Here is a 19,771-nt window from a genome sequence, read left to right on the forward strand (position 1 = left end):
CATCTAAGTGTGAAGCCCACCTCAAGATGAGATTTCCCATTTCTTTAAGAAAGTAAGATCCCTGAGAGATGATCAGGTAGATAGGTCAGGAGTGGAAGTACAGTGATGTATGGAGCGGACTGATACTAATCGATCGAGGACTTAACCACATTGGTAAAGAAAAAAACTCGGTAGAGTTTACGAAATACTTCAAATCCAGTTTTGAGTGAGCAAAAGCAAACTCAATAATGATAACACCACAGTGTGGTGGCGATAGCGAGAAGGATACACCTGTAACCATGCCGAACACAGAAGTTAAGCTTCTTAGCGCCGATTGTAGTGAGGGGTTGCCCCTTGTGAGAGTAGGACGTCGCCACGCAAATGGTGAAAAGCAGATGAATTTAGTTCATCTGCTTTTTTTGTTATTCAATATTATAAAACAGCTTCAATGGCATTGATCATTTTCATGGGTGTCGTTTGAGGGGCAAACCGTTCAACGACATTCCCGTCTTTATCAATCAAAAATTTAGTGAAATTCCATTTGATGGCATTTGATAATGTGCCGGGGGCTTGTTTTTTTAGATAGTCAAAAAGTGGATCTGCTTTCGGCCCATTGACATCAATGATTTGATGCATTGGAAAAGTAACGCCATAGGTATTTCGACAGGCTTGCGCAGCATCGCTAGCAGAAGCAACTTCTTGTTTGAATTGATTGGAAGGAAACCCTAAAATAATTAACCCTTGAGATTGATAACGCTCATAAAGTTCTTCTAATTGCTCGAATTGCGGAGCTAATCCACATTTTGTTGCAGTATTCACGATGATCATCGGTTGGTTTTTGTACTTATCTAACGAATAAGAGGTTCCGTTTTCCAAAGTGACCGTAAAATTATAGATACTCATCATCTTTCCTCCTCTGGATAGTTTAAAAGCTCTAAACATCAACAAAATCATTTGTTTTCGTTTAGAGCTTAGCTAAAAAATCTCTTCTACTGATAAATATGGTTAATTTGTAACTATTTGTCAAAAGTTTCGCTTACTAGGAAACGATTTGTTACAGAAAATTGAAGTGAATATCTGATAGTATATGGGTTTCTCAATGGGTATGACAATTTATGCTTCGACTTGAGACCATTCATCACGTTTTTCTAAAAATTCACGAGCGAGTGCTTGCGCACCTTCTAATGTATGGCTCGCTGCCCAGCCACATTGGGTTTCGTTGCTTGCAGGGACTTCCGTTGCTTCTAGTACATCCTTCATTGTTTGCTCTAGGACATCTAAAATATCTTCGTAACTTTCATGGTTCAAAACAGTTAAGTAAAAACCTGTTTGGCAACCCATTGGTGACCAGTCAACAATATAATCTGCGTGGTTACGAATCAATTCCGCAGTTAAATGTTCTAAAGAGTGTAAACTTGGCATATCCATATGCTCTTTATTCGGTTGTTTGAAGCGAACATCATATTTGATAATGACATCGCCGTGTTCCCCAGTTTTTTTATCAGCTACTCTGATATAAGGTGCTTTTACTTTCGTGTGATCAAGATTAAAACTTTCTACATTCATTTTCATGACTTAAGGCTCCTAACTATTGGTAATCATTTTTGTTTATCGGCATCAAGTAAGCATCTCCTAGAAGAAACTTCGATAAACACAGTGCTTCCAATTAGATTCTATCACTTATTTCTTTGTAGGTGTAGCAATCTGAAATGAAATTTATCTTTTCTTTCAATCGTTAATTTTCTTCTAATTGCTGAAATGCTTGAGTTAAATCCGCAATCAGATCATCCTCATATTCAATTCCCATAGACAAGCGAATCAATCCATCTTTGATACCAGCTTTTTCTCTTTTTTCTTTAGGAACGGAAGCATGCGTCATCACTGCTGGAAGTTCAACTAAACTTTCCACACCACCTAAGCTTTCTGCCAAAATAAACAATTGGAGAGATTCAACGAAAGGAATGGCAGCCTGTTCATTTTTTAGTGTAAAAGAAACCATGCCACTATAACCACTCATTTGTGCTTGCGCAATTTCATGATTTTTATGAGTGACCAAACCAGGATAAAAGACTTGTTCAACTTCAGGGCGTTCTTTTAAGAAGTGTGCGACCGCAAAAGCATTTTTTTGATGTTCTGCCATTCGTACACTTAATGTTTTGATTCCTCTTTGAAGTAGCCAGCTGTCTTGTGGCCCTAATACACCGCCAATGGCATTTTGATAATAGCCGATAGCATCCGCTAAGGTTTCATTATTTGTAGTAACCAAACCTGCGACGAGATCACTGTGTCCTCCGAGATATTTTGTCCCGCTGTGTAAGACGATATCTGCCCCTAAGTCAAGTGGTCTCTGGAAATAAGGAGTGGCAAAAGTATTATCAACGATTGTTATCAGTTGGTGTTTTTTTGCTAGTTGACTATTTTTTTGGAGATCAGTGATTTTTAATAACGGGTTACTTGGTGTTTCTAAATAAAGTGCTTTTGTATTGGGTTGAATGGCTTGCTCTACTTGTGCCAAATCACTCGTATCGACAATTGTATATTCCAGACCACTTTTGGTTAGGACTTGATCAAAGAGTCGAAAAGTACCACCATAAACATCATCGCCTAATAAAATGTGGTCTCCTGATTGAAAAAGAGAGAAGACTGCATGAATACCGGCTAAACCAGAGGCAAAAGCAAATCCTTTGATTCCACCTTCCAACTCAGCAATCAATTCTTCAAGGGCAAAACGTGTGGGATTCCCAGAACGAGAATATTCATATTGCTTGGGATTTCCCACGCTATTTTGTCGATAAGTGGATGTTTGATAGATCGGAACACTAACTGCTCCAGTAGTAGGGTCTTCACTGATTCCGCCATGTATTAGTTTTGTTTGAATATGCATTATTTGTTCCTCCTAATTTTTTATATCTGTATTTCGGTCAAAACGACTATTTGTTTTATGAATAGATTCCTTTTGATAAATAACGGTCTGCTCCATCTGGGAAAATAGTTACCACTGAACTTCCTAAAGGTAATCGTTGGACTTCATGTAAGGCTGCCGCAAAAGCAGCGCCGCTAGAACTACCAACTAATAGACCTTGTTGCTTGGCTAGTCGCTTCGTGTAAGCAAAGCCTTCTTGATCAGAAATCGTTTCAAAACCATCTATGGTGATATCAGCAAGAAATGGTGGGGTAAATTCAACGCCAATTCCCTCGATTTTGTGACTATGAGCAGTACCACCATTCAAAATTGAGCCTTCTGGTTCGACACCAATTAAACGAATGTCTGCATTTTGTTCCTTTAAATATTTAGCGGTGCCCGCAAACGTACCGCCACTACCAATCCCCGCTACAAAGCTAGTGATTGGTTCTGTAAGTTCTTGACTAATTTCCGGTCCGATCGTCTGATAATAGGCCATGGGATTCGCCCAATTCTCAAATTGCATTGGTAGAAAGCTGTGAGGAATGGTTTTCGCTAATTCTTTACTTTTTTCAATCGCACCAACGATGCCCAGTTCACTTGGTGTGTGGATGATTGTTGCGCCTAATGCTTTCATCACTTGTTGTTTTTCCATACTGAATTTTTCAGGAACAACAAAGATTGTTTTGATAGAATAACTTAAAGCAGTTAATGCTAAACCAATTCCAGTATTACCAGCAGTAGGTTCAATAATTGTTGTCTCTTTTGTGATCTGTCCGGTTTGAATCCCTTGTTGGATCAGATAATGACCGAGTCGATCTTTGATACTTCCGCCAGGGTTCAAATACTCTAATTTCGCATAAATAGCTGAATGTTGGGGCATAGGATAATCTTTAGCAGTAAATTTAAAAAACGGGGTGGAACCAATTGCTTCGGTGATTGTTGTAATGATCATAATTCCCTCCTAAAAAAATAGAATATAAAAAGGAGCTGACTATTAAATCAGCTCCTTGAAAAAATCATGAAATAAGTATTGGAAAACGGAAGAAGGCAATACCAATTTATGAAGGGCTATTAATAGACATGACAAATCGTATGCTGCTTTTATGCACCATACAACAACAAATATTCATTTGTTTTGATTTGCTGTTTGTCATGTGAAGTCCCTCCAAAAATGAATTTCATTAAAAATAGCATGATTAAACGAGAAAGTCAAAGAGTAAAACTTAAAAATAGATAATTCCCTAGTTTTCTAAGCAGTTGTCTGATACAATAAAGTTGATTATGATTAAGTTAAGAAGGAGCAAAAATAATGATCTCAGCAAGTGATTTAAGAGCCGGTATGACATTTGTTCAAGACGGTAAATTAATTAAAGTTTTAGACGCAAGCCACCACAAACCTGGTAAAGGAAACACTGTGATGCGTATGAAACTAAAAGATGTTCGTTCAGGAGCAACATATGACACAACTTTCCGACCAGAAGAAAAGTTTGAAAAAGCACATATTGATACGAAACCAGTACAATATTTATATACAATGGACGACACAGCATTCTTTATGGATCTTGAAACATATGAACAATATGAAATTCCAGTAGAGACTGTAGAAGAAGAAATGAAATATATTTTAGAAAATATGGAAGTAAAAATTCAATTCTTCGGCAGCGAAGTGATTGGTGTTCAACTTCCAACAACGGTTGTTTTGCGTGTTGTTGAAACACAACCTTCAATTAAAGGAGCAACCGTGACTGGTTCTGGTAAACCAGCTACAATGGAAACAGGTTTAGTCGTTAACGTTCCAGACTTCATCGAAACAGATGAACTACTTGAAATCAATACAACAGAAGGCACATACGTAAAACGTGCATCAAAATAATAATAAAGGCTTTTGTTCAAGATCCAGTAGGATACTTGAGCAAAAGCCTTTATTTATAGCTGTTTTTTTAATTTTTCATGGTGGGCATGTGAAAGTCGTTGATACAATGCCGTTTCAAAATCATTGTAACGACAAAAATCAATGACCGCATATTTTGCTGGGTCTAGCTCTGGAGGAATAAGCAAGGGTGAACCAATAATATAAAAATCATACTGTTTCGTGAGTGGCAGATGGGCTTTTTCAATCTCGATAAAAGGAATCTTTTCACCTAGATTAAATATCTCATAAGTGATCAAGTATTCTGAAACGTTGATAAAGCCAACTTTCAATTTATAGTCTTCTTCCAGCTTGGTATAATACGGATAAAGTAAACAAGCTTGGATGAAAGCTAATTCACTACTACAATTTTTTAACCAAAGGAAGTTTTTACGATTCGCAATCTTTTTCCAATAACTTTCGATTTTAGTAGCTAAAATTTGGATCATAGGATATTTCTTTTGGATATACGTAGAAATAAAAAAGGTTGTTAAAGGGATTTTTTGTTTGAATACAGTAAAATTCAACAATGAAAGGTAGATATTCGCATGAAGGGAAGGCTCTTCATGAAAGTTGAAATTACTAATATATTTTTGACAATGCGTTTCAAACTCTTCCAAGACTTTTTTTAAATGGTTGTTCGCCTGCAGATAAGAATGTTCCACGATTGGTAATTGGACATCTGATTTGGAATTTAGAAAAGGCCAATAATAGAACAAATAAAAAAGGGAATTGATTTCTAAAATATCGAGCTTCAAATTAGCAAGTTGAAAGAAATCATAAAAAAATTCAAGATCTGTTCCACTAGGGATAAAAGAAGTGGGAGTTAATTTATAAATATCAGTGAAATGACCCTCTTTAATTCGTAAAAGATTGATTTTACAATGGAGCATAGCTTGCTTCTTGCCGATTGCATATTTATCTTTCAGGTGTTCCGCTTCGTATAACTCAAATAGTGTTTTTAAATCATCGCTAAAATAGAGATCATCTAGACTTTCACCTAATGAAACAAACCAAAAAAAGTTAAAAAACATAATCCGGATCAGCATTTCCGAACCTGTTAGTGTTAAGTTCGTTAAGTTCAAAGTGATATGATAGTCTTTAAAATACTGCGCTAATTTTTTGGTTTGGCGAAAACAAGTGGAACGGCTAATATAGTTGCGTTGACAAAAAGAAGCAAGATCTTCATCTTGCTTCTTGATGATACTAAGCAATAACTGATAAGGGATACTTTGTGTGGTTAAAAAATTTTGATATTGATTGTAATGGATCATTCTTTCACGAATAATCAACTTATTTTTAGCCGTTAATAATTGTTTATTACTTATCTTTTCCAAGTCTTCCTGAATAGAAACAAGGATTTTTTTTAGTTTAACCATACTGATTGTTGTTTCTAAGTTTTCTCTTAGGTTATCGATCAAGTGCTCTCCTGGAGATAACGTCAATAGTTGACCATAAATAGCTAATTTTCCTCGCGAATGATCATCTAACAATAATTGCTCGATCAATAAATCACCATCTTTTCTAATTTAGTATTATTATTATTAACTCATTTTTATCATCTTGTAAATATGTATCTCAGATTTTTATATTTTTTCAGTAATTGTAGAAATGAGAAGAAAGTCAGTGTTTCAAAACCAAGTCTATTCGATCAGTTATTTTGAAAATATAAACTACATCATTATATAAAAATAACATAACGTTTATAGATATATTTCTTATTTACATATCTTCTATAGATTTAATATAACTAAAAAATCCACTTAAAAATTGAATGAGAATAAAAAGAGAAAAAATAGAGGTTTTTTCTCTTTTTTTATATTATCTAACTGAATTTTAAATAATTTTTAAGGAGGATATCTATGAGAAAGAAACAATTATTCTTTTTGTTAGGGTCTTTAGGAATCATTGTTGTACTCAATTTTTTCTTTCAGAATAGGAAACTTGTGGAAGCAAGTAATGAGGCTACTATGGAAATAATGGCTAATGAATATGGCCAAGTCCAAGCTCATCAATCTGCGGAACAATTGACCATCGAATTAGGGCTTTCTGAGAATGACCAAGGACATAGATACTTGGTACGGGTTATTGATTCAGAAACAAAAGAAATGCTTCTACCAATTCCAACAACTGAATATACGGAATACCTTAATGAAACTAGTGGAAAATGGCTCACAACTAGCCAATTTTTCAAGCAAGAGTATCACGAGAAGTGGATTTTTGCAGGCATCAAGCAGAATCAGTCAGTTGACGTAGAAGTTTTATTGGAACAACAAACGGCAGAAAATGAGCAAGGAAAAGCACTCACGCCGATTGTGAAGGAATCATTTAAGTTTCTGGAAAATAATACATTAGAGCAACAAAGTAATAAGGAAACTTCGCCGGAAACAACGGAGCAATCGACTAAATCTAACGAAGCAGACACAAAGGGATCAACAGAAAGAGGAAATGAAGAGCAGCAAGCAAAGGAACAAGATCTTGAAGAAGAGACAAAAGAAGAGGTTGTACGTCCGTTTGAGTTTCCCGCTCTCTTTTCTGCTGGAAATAATAAACAAACTGTCACACCTATCGTACCAAATTATACTAACGATTCTACTGGGGTCTACCCACAAGCAGCGTGGCAGCCGACAGGAAACGAAACGGTTCTCAATCATCAAGGAAATCAAAATGGTCAGTGGGATGGTGTAACGTCATGGAATGGCGACCCATCTAATCGGTCAAATTCTTATATTGAATACGGGGGGACAGGAGAAGAATCCTCTTATGCTATTCGTAAATATGCACGAGAAACGGCTACACCAGGATTATACGATGTTTTTTTAAATGTACGTGGGAACGTTCAAAAAGAGTTTTCACCTGTAGACGTTGTATTAGTAGTTGATTGGTCAGGCAGTATGAATGAAGACAATCGTTTGGCAGAAGTGAAACGAGGGGTCAATAGTTTTGTAGATACCCTTGACCATAGTGGTATAGCTGAAAAAGTCAATCTTGGCTATATTGGGTATTCTAGTGTGGGTTATAACAACGGTTCAATCCCACTAAGTTCATTCAATTCTGTAAAAAATCAGATTAAAGCGATCACTCCTTCAACGACACAAGGGGGAACCTTTACTCAAAAAGCGTTGAGAGAAGCTGGTGAGATGTTGGCTGAACAAAATAATCATGAAAAAGTGATTGTGTTATTAACGGATGGTGTGCCAACCTACTCCTATCACGTGAACAAAGTGTTTACAGAACAAGATGGTAGTTATTATGGAACTGAATTTAGCGATGTACGAGAAGGAGCCGGAAATACTTCTCTTTTAAGTAGATATTACGATGTTCCAGATCAAAACAATCGAGAGAAGCAAATTCGGAGTACGTTTATAGCGACGATTGGCGAAGCATTAGCGTTGAAAGAACGAGGAATCAAGATCCATGGCTTAGGAATCCAATTGCAATCAGATATTCCAGCTGGCTTATCAAAAGTTGATGTGGAAACAAATATGAAGAAAATGGTATCAACGGATGAATCTGGTCAATTCTATTACGAATCGGCTGATCGTGCCACAGATATTTCTGATTATTTAGCGAAAAAAGCGGTTCATATTGCTGGAACCATCAGTAATGGAAAAGTGATTGATCCGATTGCTCAACCCTTTGTTTACGAAGAAAATACCCTCACGATCAAAGATGTAGGGAAAAATGCTGTCGCAGTAATGCCTACGATTGGTATTTCTGGTTCAACGATCCAAAGCAATCAGCTATATTTAGGGAAAGATCAGGAAATTCAAATCCATTATCAGGTACGAATCCAAACTGAAAGTAAAACGTTTAAACCCGATGTATGGTACCAAATGAATGAAAAAACAACCTTGCAACCGACGGCGGATGCTTCAACAATTGTTGAATTTGGCGTTCCTTCTGCAAAAGCACCAGGCGTAACATTGTCTTTCACAAAAGAATGGGAAGAATATGATCATGATACTAGCCTACGACCAGATCAAATCACTTATGAAATAAAACGAACGCCAACAACAGATAAAAATAGTTGGCAAACGGGATTTATCCAGTTAAATAAACCAACTAATGATACCGAGGGAACTTGGAGACGTGAAGACATCAAGTTACTCTCAGCAAGTAATGGCACTGACTATCAAGAAAACATGATGTTGCCAAAATTTAATAACCAAGGACAAGCGTTTAACTATCAAGCAAGTAACGAAATGACCGTTGAAGGTTATGAGGCTGCTAAAGTCAACGATACGACTTGGAAAAATACTAAAAAGTTTACACCATTTGATTTGAACATCACCAAACATTCTTCATCTGGAGCAAAAAATCTTGTAGGAGCAGTTTTCGAATTAACTGGTCAATCTAAAACGATCCGCTTGATCGATAACAAAGATGGCAGTTATCACTTGCCTGCTGATGTTCGATTAATGAAAGGGGAAACCTATACGCTTACAGAGGTACAGGCACCAGACGGCCATGAACTTGCTCAAAAAAACACCTGGAAGATTGCGGTATCAGCCGAAGGAAAGGTAACGATTGACGGACAATCCGCAAAAATCGAGGAACAGGCGATTCTTCTAACGATCGAAAATCCTTTCAAAAAAATTCCTTTGGCGATTCACAAATATACGCTTCATGGGTCAGAAAAAGTCCACTTAGCAGGTGCTACTTTTGAATTACAGAAAAAAGATGCTGCTGATAGTTATCGAACAGTAGCGACAAAAGTATCGGAACTAACGGGACTGGCTCAATTTACAGTAGAGGAACCAGGAGAATATCGAATGGTAGAGACGAAAGGACCCGTTGGCTATGATACGATTGCTGGGAATTATGAATGGACGATTGATCAATATGGCACGATCCACTATGAACATGAAAATGTTGAGGTAGATCCGCAGTGGACATTACAGCATCAAAACCATCTCAAACCTTTTAATCTTACGGTCTATAAAAAACAAGATAACGGGCAATCATTAAAAGGGGCTAGCTTTAAACTAGAGGGGGAAGGGTCAAGTGTCGAACTACCTCAAGCAGGTGAATCAACGGATACATTTACATTTGAAAACCTTCAACCTGGTTCTTACACGTTAACGGAAACCAAAACACCAGATGGGTATCAAGGATTGAAAAAGCCAGTCTTGATCGTGGTGAAGGAAGATGGAACAGTGACCGTGGATGGGTCCAAACAAGAAAGTGGATTAGTAGCTGGAGACGAAAATAATCAAATTACGTTAACGATTACCAATCAAGTCAAAGTTCCTTTACCTGAGACTGGCGGAATGGGTCGTATCTGGTTCTATTTAGCTGGTTTCCTTGCGATAAGCAGCACATGTTTCGTTGCCTTTTTCAAAAAACAAAGAAAGGGCGTGGCGTAATGAAAAAAAGAATCTGGTATATCTTGTTCCTCATTCCGTTGTTGTTGACGATTGGATCGCAAAGAAGTGCGGCTCAAAATATTCCGAATCAATCTTCGAATGAGCAAGTACAGATTATCTTGCATAAACTTCTGTTTACGGAAGGGAATTTACCTGATCCACAAAAAAATACGGGTGAAGAGCAAGTATTCTTCCAAGAAGCTCAGGGACTAAATGAGGTGAGTTTTTCGGTTTATGATGTCACAGCTTCTTTCTATCAATTGAGAGAACGAGGGATCGATGTCACAACAGCACAACAACAATTAGCAAAAAAGGGACAAGAGATCGGAACGTTTGTAACAGAACAAATCACCAAAACCGTTGGTAACGAAGCTGGTATCGCTCAATTTCAATTACCAAAGCAAGATGCACAAGGAAGAGATCAAGTGTATCTTTTTCAAGAAACGAAGACACCAGTAAACGTCAAAGAAAAATCAGCCAATTTAGTTGTGGTACTCCCAATTAATAATGAGCAAGGTCAAGAATTGAAGACGATTCATTTATATCCTAAGAACGAAGAAACGACTCCACTTTCTTTTTTGGAAAAAAAGATCCAAGGAGATTCCAGTGTTTCGTTTGGTGAAATCGTCACTTATACAGTAGATACCATTGTTTCTGACTGTCAAAGCTATCAACTCATTGATGAAGCTGATGATCATTTGCTCTTCTTACCTGATACATGGAAACTCAAAATTGGCGGACAAGAAATACATTCCGGGTATAAGATGGTTTCTCATCAAAATGGCTTTGAATTGACATTGGCTAAAGAGACACTCCAAAAAATGGTTGGACAACCACTTTCGATTACCTATCAGATGCAAGTATCAGCGACAGCAATTCCAGACGAGGAATTGAAGAATAACGTCACGGTCACTACAGAACGTGAGTACCTCCAACGATCAACTGCGATCCGTACGGGAGGAAAGCATTTTTTGAAAATTGATAGTCGAAATCAAAGACCTCTACAAGGCGCTGTATTTCTAGTAAGAAATCAAAGAGGTAAATACCTTCATCAAACGAAGGAAGGCGTTACTTGGCGAATGAGTAGTGAAGGAGCGTATCGACTAACTTCCGACCAATCAGGGAATTTTTCAGTTCGAGGGTTGACCGACGGGAATTATTACCTTGAAGAGATTCAGTCACCGAAAGGTTATATCAAAAGTGAAGAGCTAATTCCTTTTGTAGTTGAAAAAAATTCGTTTCAGCAAAACGGACAACAGGCGGATCCTTTGAAGGTAAAGAATCGTAAAGCAGATTTCGGTTTGCTGCCTAAAACAAATGAAAAAAATAGCCAGTTTTATGTCATCGTTGGGCTAATACTAGTTAGTATCAGTCTGTGGAAATGGAGAAAGAAAGGTGAAAATAAATGAAAAAAGAGTGGAAAGCAATCGACATTTGTTGGGGAATATTATTCGTGTTATCAGCTGTTTTAGGTAGCTGGGTAGGGCAATCGCCTGTCTTTGCAGCTACCGATCAAGAAGTTGCACAAGTGATCTTGCATAAGAAAAAAGCACTTTCTTTACCCAATGTTATTCAAAACAGTGGGAAAGAGATGACAGAGTTTGACCAATATCAAGGTCTAGGAGATGTATCATTTACTGTTTATAATGTAACGAATCAATTTTATGAACAACGAAATAATGGTAAATCAGTCGAAGAAGCGCAACAAGCAGTTCAAGAGCTGACTCCTGGAGAACCTATCACGTCGGGAACGACAGATGCACAAGGAAGCGTAACGCTGGAATTGCCAAAATCTCAAAACGGAAAAGATGCGGTTTATGTCATCAAAGAAGAACCGAAAGCAGGAGTAGTCGCAGCTGGCAATATGGTATTGGCTTTTCCTGTTTATGAAATGATCAAACAACCAGACGGCTCTTATCAGTATGGTACAGAAGAATTAGACACGATTCATTTATATCCTAAAAATCTTGTTTCTAATAATGGGGTATTGCAAGTCAAAAAAGTGGGGACAGCCGAAAATGAACCATTGAATGGCGCAGCCTTTAACATTTCAAAAACCGAAGGATCAGTAAAAAAATACCTTCATAGTGTGAAAGACGGTCTTTATACTTGGACAACTGATCAAACCGCTGCTAAATCTTTTTTGACTGGGAAAACGTATCATATCGGAACAGCTGACTTCATTGAAGAAAACAGTGAAAAAGGTCAGATGGAAATTCACGGATTAGAAGTTGGTCACTACCTTTTGGAAGAAGTGAAGGCACCAGATAACGCCGCATTGATTGAGAGTCAAACGAAAACAGCATTTGAAATTACCGAAAATAATCAAACGCCTGTCGAAAAAACGATTAAAAATGATACATCAAAAGTTGAAAAAAGTACGCCAAAATTAAATGGCAAAGATGTAGCAATTGGCGAAATGATCCAGTATGAAATCAAGGTCAATCTTCCCGAAGGAATTGCTGATAAAGAAGGTTCAATGAACAAATACACGAAATTCAATTTAATCGATCAACACGATGCAGCATTGACTTTTCATCATGCAGTCAATGGCGCCAATGGCTATGCACTTTACGATGGAGAAACAACAATCGATCCAAGTCATTATACAGTGATTGAGCAAGAAAATGGCTTTACGGTGGCAGTTGATCCAGCGTACATTCCTTCTTTAACGCCTGGAGGAACATTGAAATTTATTTATTATATGTATTTGAATGACCAAGCAAATCCAACTGCAGGATATCAAAATGAAGCAAATGTAGAAAACGACTATACGAAAGACCAAACACCGCCAACTGTTGAAGTAGTTACAGGTGGTAAGCAGTTTATCAAAGTCGATGGAGCGGTTTCGACAAACCAGCCGTTAGCAGGTGCTGGCTTTGTTGTTCGAGACCAAGATTCAAGTGAGGCGAACTATTTGTTGATTGATCCTCAAACGAAAGCCGTTAATTGGACGAAAGAGCAAGGAAAAGCGACTGTTTTTACTACTGAAAAAGATGGGTTGATTACCATCATTGGATTAGCTTATGGAACCTACTATTTAGAAGAAATCAAGGCACCAGAAAATTATGTACAGTTGACTAACCGCCTTTCATTTGTAGTCGATGAACAATCTTATCATTTGTCTGGACAAGTCATTTCACCAGAAAAGGTACCAAACAAGCATAAAGGAACATTACCTTCTACAGGTGGCAAAGGGATTTACCTTTACCTAACAATTGGTACGATCTTATTAATCATGGGTATTGGTTATTTTGTAAAAGTAAAAAAATCCCATCAATAAAAGGAAAAACTAGTCAAAAAAGGATGACGATCAATGAGTAACAAAAAGCGGCGATATTTGGATAGTTTCATGACCTTGTTATTCATCACAGGAATCGTAATTTTTATGTATCCTTTTGTTAGTGATCATATCAATGATTACTTGGATCAACAAATCATTAGAAAATACCAACAACAAGCACAACAACAAAAGACAGAAGAGTTAGAGAAAATCCAACAAAAATATCTAGAAAAAAATCGAGAACTTGCAAAAAGTAATTCTTCCCCAGGCTCTGACCCATTCGCCGAAGAAGAACCGGAGAAGGTAACACAATCAACGATCCAAAAACATACCATTGGTGTGTTATCAATCCCGAAAATCAATGTGCGACTACCGATTTTTGACCAAACGACTTCTTTTTTTCTGGAAAAAGGTGCCTCTTTATTGGCAGGAACCTCTTATCCAGTTGGGGGTGAAAGTACTCATGCCGTTCTTTCCAGTCATCGTGGATTACCCAAAGCCAAACTATTTACGGATTTAGATCAACTAGAGAAAAACGATTTGTTTTTTATCGAAAGTCAGAATGGTAAATTAGCGTATCAAGTGGATCAAATCAAAATTATTGAGCCTACAGATCTTGATGATCTGATGATTGAAAAAGGGCAGGATTTAGTTACATTATTAACGTGTACCCCTTATATGGTCAATAGTCACCGGTTGCTGGTACGAGGACACCGTATTCCCTATGAAGATCAAGACATTGAAAAAGAAGACAAGAAAATCAATAGCCAAAAAAAACGATCTCTTTTGATTCTTGGATTCGTATTGATTGGCTTGCTAGTGGTCGGGATAGTGTGTTTCATTTGCTATTTTAAACATTAAGTTTTAATATAGTTTTGAAAACTAGATGTAAAAGTCTTATAAACAGTATATAATAGGTTTATGAGAAGAAGGCATCAATGATTGGAGGAAATACAAAAATGGAAGTAGAATTTAGTCGGAAGTATCAAATAGTGAATGAAGTGTTGAATGCCGTCACCCATGGAATTGCAGCGTTTTTAAGTCTCATTTGTTTTGACTTGCTGATGGAACAAGCTCATTCAACCCTCGATTATGTTGCGTTTATCATTTATGGCAGTTCGCTGTTTTTGCTTTTTTTCAGTTCTACGTTGTTCCATAGCTTGATTTTTACAAAAGCAAAAAAAGTGTTTCAAATATTCGATCATTGTTCGATCTATTTACTGATTGCCGGGACCTATACGCCTTTTTGCCTGTTAATCGTTCAGGGACTTTCTGGTGTACTATTACTTAGTGTAATCTGGGCAACAGCAGTTATCGGGATCATTTACAAGTGTTTGACTTTAGCGAAAGCCAGTCAGGTTTCTAAAGTATCAACGATTATTTATAATGTGATGGGCTGGGGAATCGTGATCGTTTTACCGAAACTTTATCAAAACATCAATTTGACCGGTTTACTTTTATTGGTCGCTGGTGGGTTAGCTTACTCGATTGGCTCAATTTTTTATAGCATGAAAAGCAAGAGGTTCACACATGTTATTTGGCACTTATTTGTGATGTTAGGTGCATCATTGATGTTTTTAGCCGTTTACTTTGGGTATGTGGTTTAAGTAAAATCAATTTAAGAATGAATTTTCTGATGAACAAAGGAATAGCTCTCCTTTTTACAACGAAGGATTAAATTAAAAAATACGTTTGGTTTCGATGGAATGATCGCAACCAAACGTATTTTTATTTGATGGAGCAGTTGCTTTCACTAGATTGTATGATTGAAATAGTGAGATTTATGAGCATATCCATTGTTTTTTAATCTTTTATTCGCTAGTTTTGTATTTATACAAAAAAATGTATGAATGCACTTTTTTTTATTAAATTTATGAATATAGTAGACAATCACTGAGAATTTGTTTAATATTATTCAAATAAAATTCAAATCTTAATGAGAGAAATTTTAAAAAATATTGCGGAAAAGAGGTAGTCTCGAATGTCAGAATTAATGATCGGTGAAATTCCTGTTAGTCAATTAGTAAAACAATATCAAACACCCCTTTATGTTTACGATGAGAAGCAAATGGTGGAGAACATCAAGGCATTTAAACAAGGATTTCAATCAGATCATTTTAAGACAAAGATTTTATATGCATCAAAAGCATTTCAGACCGTTGCCATGTTAAAACTGATTCAATCACAAGGATTAGGTTTAGATGTAGTTAGTGGCGGCGAGATTTATACAGCTGTGTGTGCTGACTTTCCAATGGAAGAGGTCTATTTTCATGGAAACAATAAAACACCTGCGGAAATCCGTTATGCTATCGAAAATGGACTTGTTCATTTTGTAGCGGATAATCTCATGGAAGTTGAATTGTTAGTCGCACTTAGCCAAGAATATCAAAAAGAACTCCAGGTGATGATCCGGTTGAATGTAGGGATCGAAGCACATACGCATGAATATGTCGTTACCGCTCATATTGATTCAAAATTTGGTCTACTCTATGAAAGCGAAGAGTGTCAAAAAGCGATCCAATTTATTCAGGATAGTGAATTTTTACAATTAGAAGGCTTTCATGCCCATATTGGTTCGCAGATTTTTGAATTATCGGCCTGGATAGCAGAGATCCATAAACTGATTGGTTATCTTAAAGATTTTGATGAAGTACTTTCGCTAAATCTTGGGGGAGGATTCGGTATTCGTTATACCGAAAGTGATCAGCCATTGCCCATTGAAGAATCTGTTCGAGAATTAGTACGTTTTACGGAGGAAGCTTTAAAAAAACAAGGATTAGTAATCAATGAATTGTTGATCGAACCCGGAAGAAGTATCGTTGGGGAAGCAGGAACGACGCTTTATACGGTAGGCTTTATTAAGCAAACGCCAAATAAAAAATATTATTTTGTCGATGGGGGAATGACCGATAATATCCGTCCAGCACTCTATCAAGCGAGCTATCAATGTGATCTGGCAACCAAATTAAGGGAAAAGAAAACCGAAAAAGTCACGATCGCTGGGAAAATGTGTGAGTCAGGTGATGTGGTTATTCAAGAAGCTCTTTTGCCTATCGCTGAACCCGGAGATATTTTAGCGGTATATGCCACAGGCGCTTATGGTTATTCAATGAGTAGCAACTATAACCGAGCCTTGAGGCCTGCTGTGGTATTCGTCAACGGTGAAACTGCTCGATTAGTGGTACGTAGGCAAGAATATGAGGATTTATTGCGAGGTGAAGTTCAATGATCCTGCATAAATATAATGGTTGCGGCAATGATTTTATCTTAATGGACTATGAAGAAGGAATCGATTATCACCAATTAGCCAGCAAGTGGTGTGGACAGGATCGATTTGATACAGATGGGTTGATTGTCGTTCGAGAGCAACCTTTAACGATGCTTTATTTCAATAAAGATGGCAGTCAGGCGCCGATGTGTGGGAATGGGATTCGTTGTTTTGCTCGGCATGTATGGGATAAAGCTATGGTAGAAACTTCACCTTTCGACGTACACACATTAGCGGGTGTGATTTCCATTGAAATTTTGACAGAAGAACCTTTTTATTGTACCGCTCAGATGGGACAACCCGATTATTCGACAGAAAAGTTAGCGGTCAATCAAACAGAACCCATCGTGGATCAAATAGTACGTATTGGACAAGTGGATGTCCAGCTAACTAGTTTGTTTATGGGCACGATCCATACCGTTGTTTTTGTAGAGGATGCAAAAGCGCAACAAATGAAAGCGTTAGGGGAACAGATTTGTCACCATCCATTATTCTCAGAAAAAACCAATGTTAATTTTGTCCAACGAGTCAATGAACAGGAACTGATCGTACGCACGTATGAACGTGGCGTTGGTTGGACATTGGCTTGTGGTACTGGCTGTTGTGCGGCTTATGTCGTAGCTAGAGATCATGGATACTTAGCAAGTGCTAAGGCCATGATTCACTTAGAGCAAGGAGAGTTAATGATTACTGGGGAGACACAAATACAAATGACGGGACCAGCTGTTCATGAATGGTCACAAAAGGAGATGACGTATGATTAAAGGTTCGATCGTTGCATTGATTACACCGATGGATGCGCTTGGCGAAATTGACTATCAAGGATTAGAGAAACTAATTGAGTTTCATCTTTCAGAAGGTACAGATGGCCTGTTAGTGTTAGGAACAACTGGGGAATCTTCGACGTTAACGCCAGAAGAAGAAGAGGAGATTCTACGTTTTACAGTAGCAAAAGTAGATAAAAGAATCCCAGTCATCGCAGGCGCAGGAACAAACGATACGAAAAAAACAATTGAAAGAGTCCAACGTTTAGCAGCGATTGGGGCGGATCAATTGTTAGTGATCACGCCTTATTATAATAAGACAAGTGATGCAGGTTTGTTGGCGCATTTTACTGCAATTGCTGACCAATCACCACGACCGATCATTTTATACAATGTACCATCTAGAACTGGAATGACGATCCCAATCCCAGTCCTGGAAAAATTAGCGACACATCCACAAATCAGCGGGATCAAAGAAGCATCAGGTGATCTGGCTTATGTGATGGCAGTTGGTCGTCTTTTGACAGACTCGTTTGTCCTTTATAGTGGCAACGATGATGCTATTTTGCCGATATTAAGTGTGGGTGGAAGTGGGGTTATCAGTGTTTGGGCCAATATCCAGCCTAGATTAGTCCATGAATTAGTCGCAACGTTTGAGCAAGGGAATCTTCGACGAGCGCAACAAATCCAATTAACTGCCTTACCATTGATCCATGCCTTGTTTAGTGAAACAAATCCGATCCCAATAAAAGCCGCAATGGAGATGATGGCTCTTCCTTCAGGTGCGTTACGGCTACCACTTGTTCCTCTGTCTGAGGACAAGCGAGGAGTATTACAGGAATTATTACCTATGAAAGGACGAGAACAGGTATGAAAATTGGTGTAGTCGGACATGGACGAATGGGCAAAAAAATCCAAGAAGTCATTGAGTCTTATGAACATGAGGTCGTTTTTCCAAAAGTCTCCCTTAAAGAAGCGACTACTTTATCTTTTCCGAGTAATATCTCACTCCTTATTGATTTTTCTCACGCAGATAATTTGGAAAAAGTGCTAGATTATGGAGCAGCACACCAACTTCCAGTCGTGATCGGAACGACTGGCTATAGTGAGGAACAATTCCAGGCAATCGAAGCGTTTGGGCAACGTTTCCCCATTTTATACAGTGCGAACTTTTCTTTAGGGATTTTTGTCATGAATCAATTAGTGAAGCAGGCTGCTGAATTATTGAAAACATGGCAAATCGAATTGATTGAAAAACATCATGACCAAAAAAAAGATGCGCCTTCTGGAACGGCTCAATCACTACTCGCTAGTATGCAAGAAGTCCGCAAACTATCGCCTGTTTTCCAATGGAAAGATCAACCTAGAAAAACCGATGAAATCGGAGTACACAGTTTACGTATTGGTTCTGTACCTGGAGAGCACGAAGTTTTATTTGCATCTACGGATGAAGTATTATCAATCAAACATGAGTCGTTTTCCAATCAGATTTTTGCAGAAGGAGCAGTAAGTGCAGCTTTTTGGTTAAGCAATCAACCAGCTGGATACTATCAATTAGCAGATACTTTAGGTGGATAAAGGAGAGAAAGCAAATGGACGCACAAGCAATTATACGTTTGATTCAAACAGCTGATAAAAAAACACCGGTTAAAGTGTATTTAAATGTCACTGAACCAATTAAATTTGAAAAGTGTAAAGTATTTGGTCAGGGGAATAGCCAAATTATTTTCGGTGATTACCAAGAAATCGCACCAATCCTCGCAAAAGAATCCGCTAAAATCATTGAGATCGAAATAGAAGAAACAGCTAGAAATAGTGCCATACCTCTGCTTGATTTAAAAGAAATCAATGCTCGGATCGAGCCAGGAGCAATTATCCGGGATCAAGTAACGATCGGTGATCATGCGGTCATCATGATGGGAGCGATCATCAATATCGGTGCGGAGATTGGGGAAAACTCGATGATCGACATGGGGGCAATCTTAGGCGGAAGAGCGATTGTCGGCAAAAATTGTCACATTGGTGCGGGTGCAGTGTTGGCGGGTGTGATCGAACCGGCTTCCGCTCAACCAGTGGTGGTTGAAGACGGTGTCTTGGTTGGTGCGAATGCTGTCATTGTTGAAGGTGTCCGTATTGGCAAAAATGCAGTCGTAGCGGCTGGAGCAGTTGTTTTAGAAGATGTAGCCGCTGATACCGTAGTGGGTGGAACACCTGCCCGAGTATTAAAAATCAAAGACGAACAAACGAGGGAAAACACCGCATTGATCGCTGCATTACGGGAATTATAGAGAGGA

16 protein-coding genes and 2 rRNA genes (1 of these 18 only partly in view) are annotated in these 19,771 nt (G+C 37.9%); 13 read left to right on the top strand and 5 right to left on the bottom strand.

Annotation, left to right across the window (positions count from 1 at the left end; translation table 11 throughout):
• A 23S ribosomal RNA gene (locus IGJ23_RS01565) occupies positions 1 to 149 on the top strand; it begins 2,765 nt to the left of the window's first position.
• A 93-nt stretch (positions 150 to 242) separates the two neighbouring features.
• Positions 243 to 358: ribosomal RNA gene (rrf, locus tag IGJ23_RS01570) — 5S ribosomal RNA — on the top strand.
• A gap of 53 nt (positions 359 to 411) precedes the next feature.
• Here rrf and IGJ23_RS01575 read toward each other — a convergent pair.
• The 4 genes from IGJ23_RS01575 to IGJ23_RS01590 all read right to left on the bottom strand — a co-directional run bounded on the left by IGJ23_RS01575 (position 412) and on the right by IGJ23_RS01590 (position 3,836).
• The gene (locus tag IGJ23_RS01575) at positions 412 to 882 is read right to left on the bottom strand and encodes a glutathione peroxidase (protein WP_207433280.1); all 471 of its coding nucleotides are present in this window, start codon (positions 880 to 882) and stop codon (positions 412 to 414) included.
• Between the two features lie 210 nt (positions 883 to 1,092).
• Positions 1,093 to 1,551 carry an S-ribosylhomocysteine lyase gene (locus tag IGJ23_RS01580; protein ID WP_010720211.1) on the bottom strand — a complete coding sequence of 153 codons (459 nt, stop codon included), beginning with the start codon at positions 1,549 to 1,551 and terminating at the stop codon, positions 1,093 to 1,095.
• 163 nt (positions 1,552 to 1,714) lie between these two features.
• A complete protein-coding gene (locus IGJ23_RS01585) occupies positions 1,715 to 2,863 on the bottom strand; it encodes a cystathionine gamma-synthase (RefSeq protein WP_207433278.1) in 1,149 nt (382 codons plus the stop codon).
• A gap of 55 nt (positions 2,864 to 2,918) precedes the next feature.
• On the bottom strand, positions 2,919 to 3,836 hold the full coding sequence (locus tag IGJ23_RS01590; RefSeq protein WP_207433276.1) for a PLP-dependent cysteine synthase family protein: 918 nt from the start codon (positions 3,834 to 3,836) through the stop codon (positions 2,919 to 2,921).
• Positions 3,837 to 4,193: 357 nt separating this feature from the next.
• Between IGJ23_RS01590 and efp the strand changes: the two genes are divergently transcribed.
• Positions 4,194 to 4,757 (top strand): elongation factor P, encoded by a 564-nt coding sequence (gene efp / locus IGJ23_RS01595; protein WP_010720208.1) that lies wholly within the window; start codon positions 4,194 to 4,196, stop codon positions 4,755 to 4,757.
• A gap of 53 nt (positions 4,758 to 4,810) precedes the next feature.
• On the opposite strand, the gene IGJ23_RS01600 is transcribed toward efp, so the two are convergent.
• The gene (locus IGJ23_RS01600) at positions 4,811 to 6,301 is read right to left on the bottom strand and encodes a helix-turn-helix domain-containing protein (protein ID WP_207433274.1); all 1,491 of its coding nucleotides are present in this window, start codon (positions 6,299 to 6,301) and stop codon (positions 4,811 to 4,813) included.
• 354 nt (positions 6,302 to 6,655) lie between these two features.
• On the opposite strand from IGJ23_RS01600, the gene IGJ23_RS01605 reads away from it, so the two are divergent.
• From IGJ23_RS01605 to dapD, 10 genes are all read left to right on the top strand, one after another.
• Positions 6,656 to 10,162, top strand: coding sequence for a SpaA isopeptide-forming pilin-related protein (locus tag IGJ23_RS01605; RefSeq protein ID WP_438774550.1), 3,507 nt, complete (start codon positions 6,656 to 6,658; stop codon positions 10,160 to 10,162).
• Positions 10,162 to 11,571, top strand: a complete 1,410-nt coding sequence (locus IGJ23_RS01610; protein WP_207433263.1) for a SpaH/EbpB family LPXTG-anchored major pilin — start codon at positions 10,162 to 10,164, stop codon at positions 11,569 to 11,571. The genes IGJ23_RS01605 and IGJ23_RS01610 overlap by 1 nt, the downstream gene beginning before the upstream one ends.
• Entirely contained in the window at positions 11,568 to 13,445 is a 1,878-nt protein-coding gene (locus tag IGJ23_RS01615; protein WP_207433261.1) for a SpaH/EbpB family LPXTG-anchored major pilin, read from the top strand. The genes IGJ23_RS01610 and IGJ23_RS01615 overlap by 4 nt, the downstream gene beginning before the upstream one ends.
• A gap of 33 nt (positions 13,446 to 13,478) precedes the next feature.
• On the top strand, positions 13,479 to 14,306 hold the full coding sequence (locus IGJ23_RS01620) for a class C sortase (RefSeq protein WP_207433253.1): 828 nt from the start codon (positions 13,479 to 13,481) through the stop codon (positions 14,304 to 14,306).
• 98 nt (positions 14,307 to 14,404) lie between these two features.
• On the top strand, positions 14,405 to 15,052 hold the full coding sequence (gene trhA / locus IGJ23_RS01625) for a PAQR family membrane homeostasis protein TrhA (RefSeq protein WP_025480259.1): 648 nt from the start codon (positions 14,405 to 14,407) through the stop codon (positions 15,050 to 15,052).
• 374 nt (positions 15,053 to 15,426) lie between these two features.
• Positions 15,427 to 16,674, top strand: coding sequence for a diaminopimelate decarboxylase (gene lysA / locus IGJ23_RS01630; protein WP_207413455.1), 1,248 nt, complete (start codon positions 15,427 to 15,429; stop codon positions 16,672 to 16,674).
• Positions 16,671 to 17,477, top strand: coding sequence for a diaminopimelate epimerase (dapF, locus tag IGJ23_RS01635; RefSeq protein WP_207433251.1), 807 nt, complete (start codon positions 16,671 to 16,673; stop codon positions 17,475 to 17,477). Before lysA ends, dapF begins: the two co-directional genes overlap by 4 nt.
• A complete protein-coding gene (dapA, locus tag IGJ23_RS01640) occupies positions 17,470 to 18,351 on the top strand; it encodes a 4-hydroxy-tetrahydrodipicolinate synthase (protein WP_207433249.1) in 882 nt (293 codons plus the stop codon). Before dapF ends, dapA begins: the two co-directional genes overlap by 8 nt.
• Positions 18,348 to 19,055 (top strand): 4-hydroxy-tetrahydrodipicolinate reductase, encoded by a 708-nt coding sequence (gene dapB / locus IGJ23_RS01645; RefSeq protein ID WP_034699411.1) that lies wholly within the window; start codon positions 18,348 to 18,350, stop codon positions 19,053 to 19,055. The genes dapA and dapB overlap by 4 nt, the downstream gene beginning before the upstream one ends.
• A gap of 14 nt (positions 19,056 to 19,069) precedes the next feature.
• The gene (dapD, locus tag IGJ23_RS01650; RefSeq protein WP_034699414.1) at positions 19,070 to 19,765 is read left to right on the top strand and encodes a 2,3,4,5-tetrahydropyridine-2,6-dicarboxylate N-acetyltransferase; all 696 of its coding nucleotides are present in this window, start codon (positions 19,070 to 19,072) and stop codon (positions 19,763 to 19,765) included.
• Positions 19,766 to 19,771 lie beyond the last annotated feature (6 nt).

The sequence above is a fragment of the Enterococcus sp. DIV1682a genome, from assembly GCF_051711005.1.
GTDB lineage: Bacteria > Bacillota > Bacilli > Lactobacillales > Enterococcaceae > Enterococcus_B > Enterococcus_B hirae.

Excerpts from the sequence above, each read along its gene's own strand:
- IGJ23_RS01575 (WP_207433280.1), bottom strand. The coding sequence starts at position 882 with ATGAGTATCTATAATTTTACGGTCACTTTGGAAAACGGAACCTCTTAT.
- dapA (WP_207433249.1), top strand. The coding sequence starts at position 17,470 with ATGATTAAAGGTTCGATCGTTGCATTGATTACACCGATGGATGCGCTT.
- IGJ23_RS01605 (WP_438774550.1), top strand. The coding sequence starts at position 6,656 with ATGAGAAAGAAACAATTATTCTTTTTGTTAGGGTCTTTAGGAATCATT.
- dapB (WP_034699411.1), top strand. The coding sequence starts at position 18,348 with ATGAAAATTGGTGTAGTCGGACATGGACGAATGGGCAAAAAAATCCAA.
- IGJ23_RS01580 (WP_010720211.1), bottom strand. The coding sequence starts at position 1,551 with ATGAAAATGAATGTAGAAAGTTTTAATCTTGATCACACGAAAGTAAAA.
- dapD (WP_034699414.1), top strand. The coding sequence starts at position 19,070 with ATGGACGCACAAGCAATTATACGTTTGATTCAAACAGCTGATAAAAAA.
- IGJ23_RS01585 (WP_207433278.1), bottom strand. The coding sequence starts at position 2,863 with ATGCATATTCAAACAAAACTAATACATGGCGGAATCAGTGAAGACCCT.
- IGJ23_RS01615 (WP_207433261.1), top strand. The coding sequence starts at position 11,568 with ATGAAAAAAGAGTGGAAAGCAATCGACATTTGTTGGGGAATATTATTC.
- lysA (WP_207413455.1), top strand. The coding sequence starts at position 15,427 with ATGTCAGAATTAATGATCGGTGAAATTCCTGTTAGTCAATTAGTAAAA.
- trhA (WP_025480259.1), top strand. The coding sequence starts at position 14,405 with ATGGAAGTAGAATTTAGTCGGAAGTATCAAATAGTGAATGAAGTGTTG.
- efp (WP_010720208.1), top strand. The coding sequence starts at position 4,194 with ATGATCTCAGCAAGTGATTTAAGAGCCGGTATGACATTTGTTCAAGAC.
- dapF (WP_207433251.1), top strand. The coding sequence starts at position 16,671 with ATGATCCTGCATAAATATAATGGTTGCGGCAATGATTTTATCTTAATG.
- IGJ23_RS01610 (WP_207433263.1), top strand. The coding sequence starts at position 10,162 with ATGAAAAAAAGAATCTGGTATATCTTGTTCCTCATTCCGTTGTTGTTG.
- IGJ23_RS01620 (WP_207433253.1), top strand. The coding sequence starts at position 13,479 with ATGAGTAACAAAAAGCGGCGATATTTGGATAGTTTCATGACCTTGTTA.
- IGJ23_RS01590 (WP_207433276.1), bottom strand. The coding sequence starts at position 3,836 with ATGATCATTACAACAATCACCGAAGCAATTGGTTCCACCCCGTTTTTT.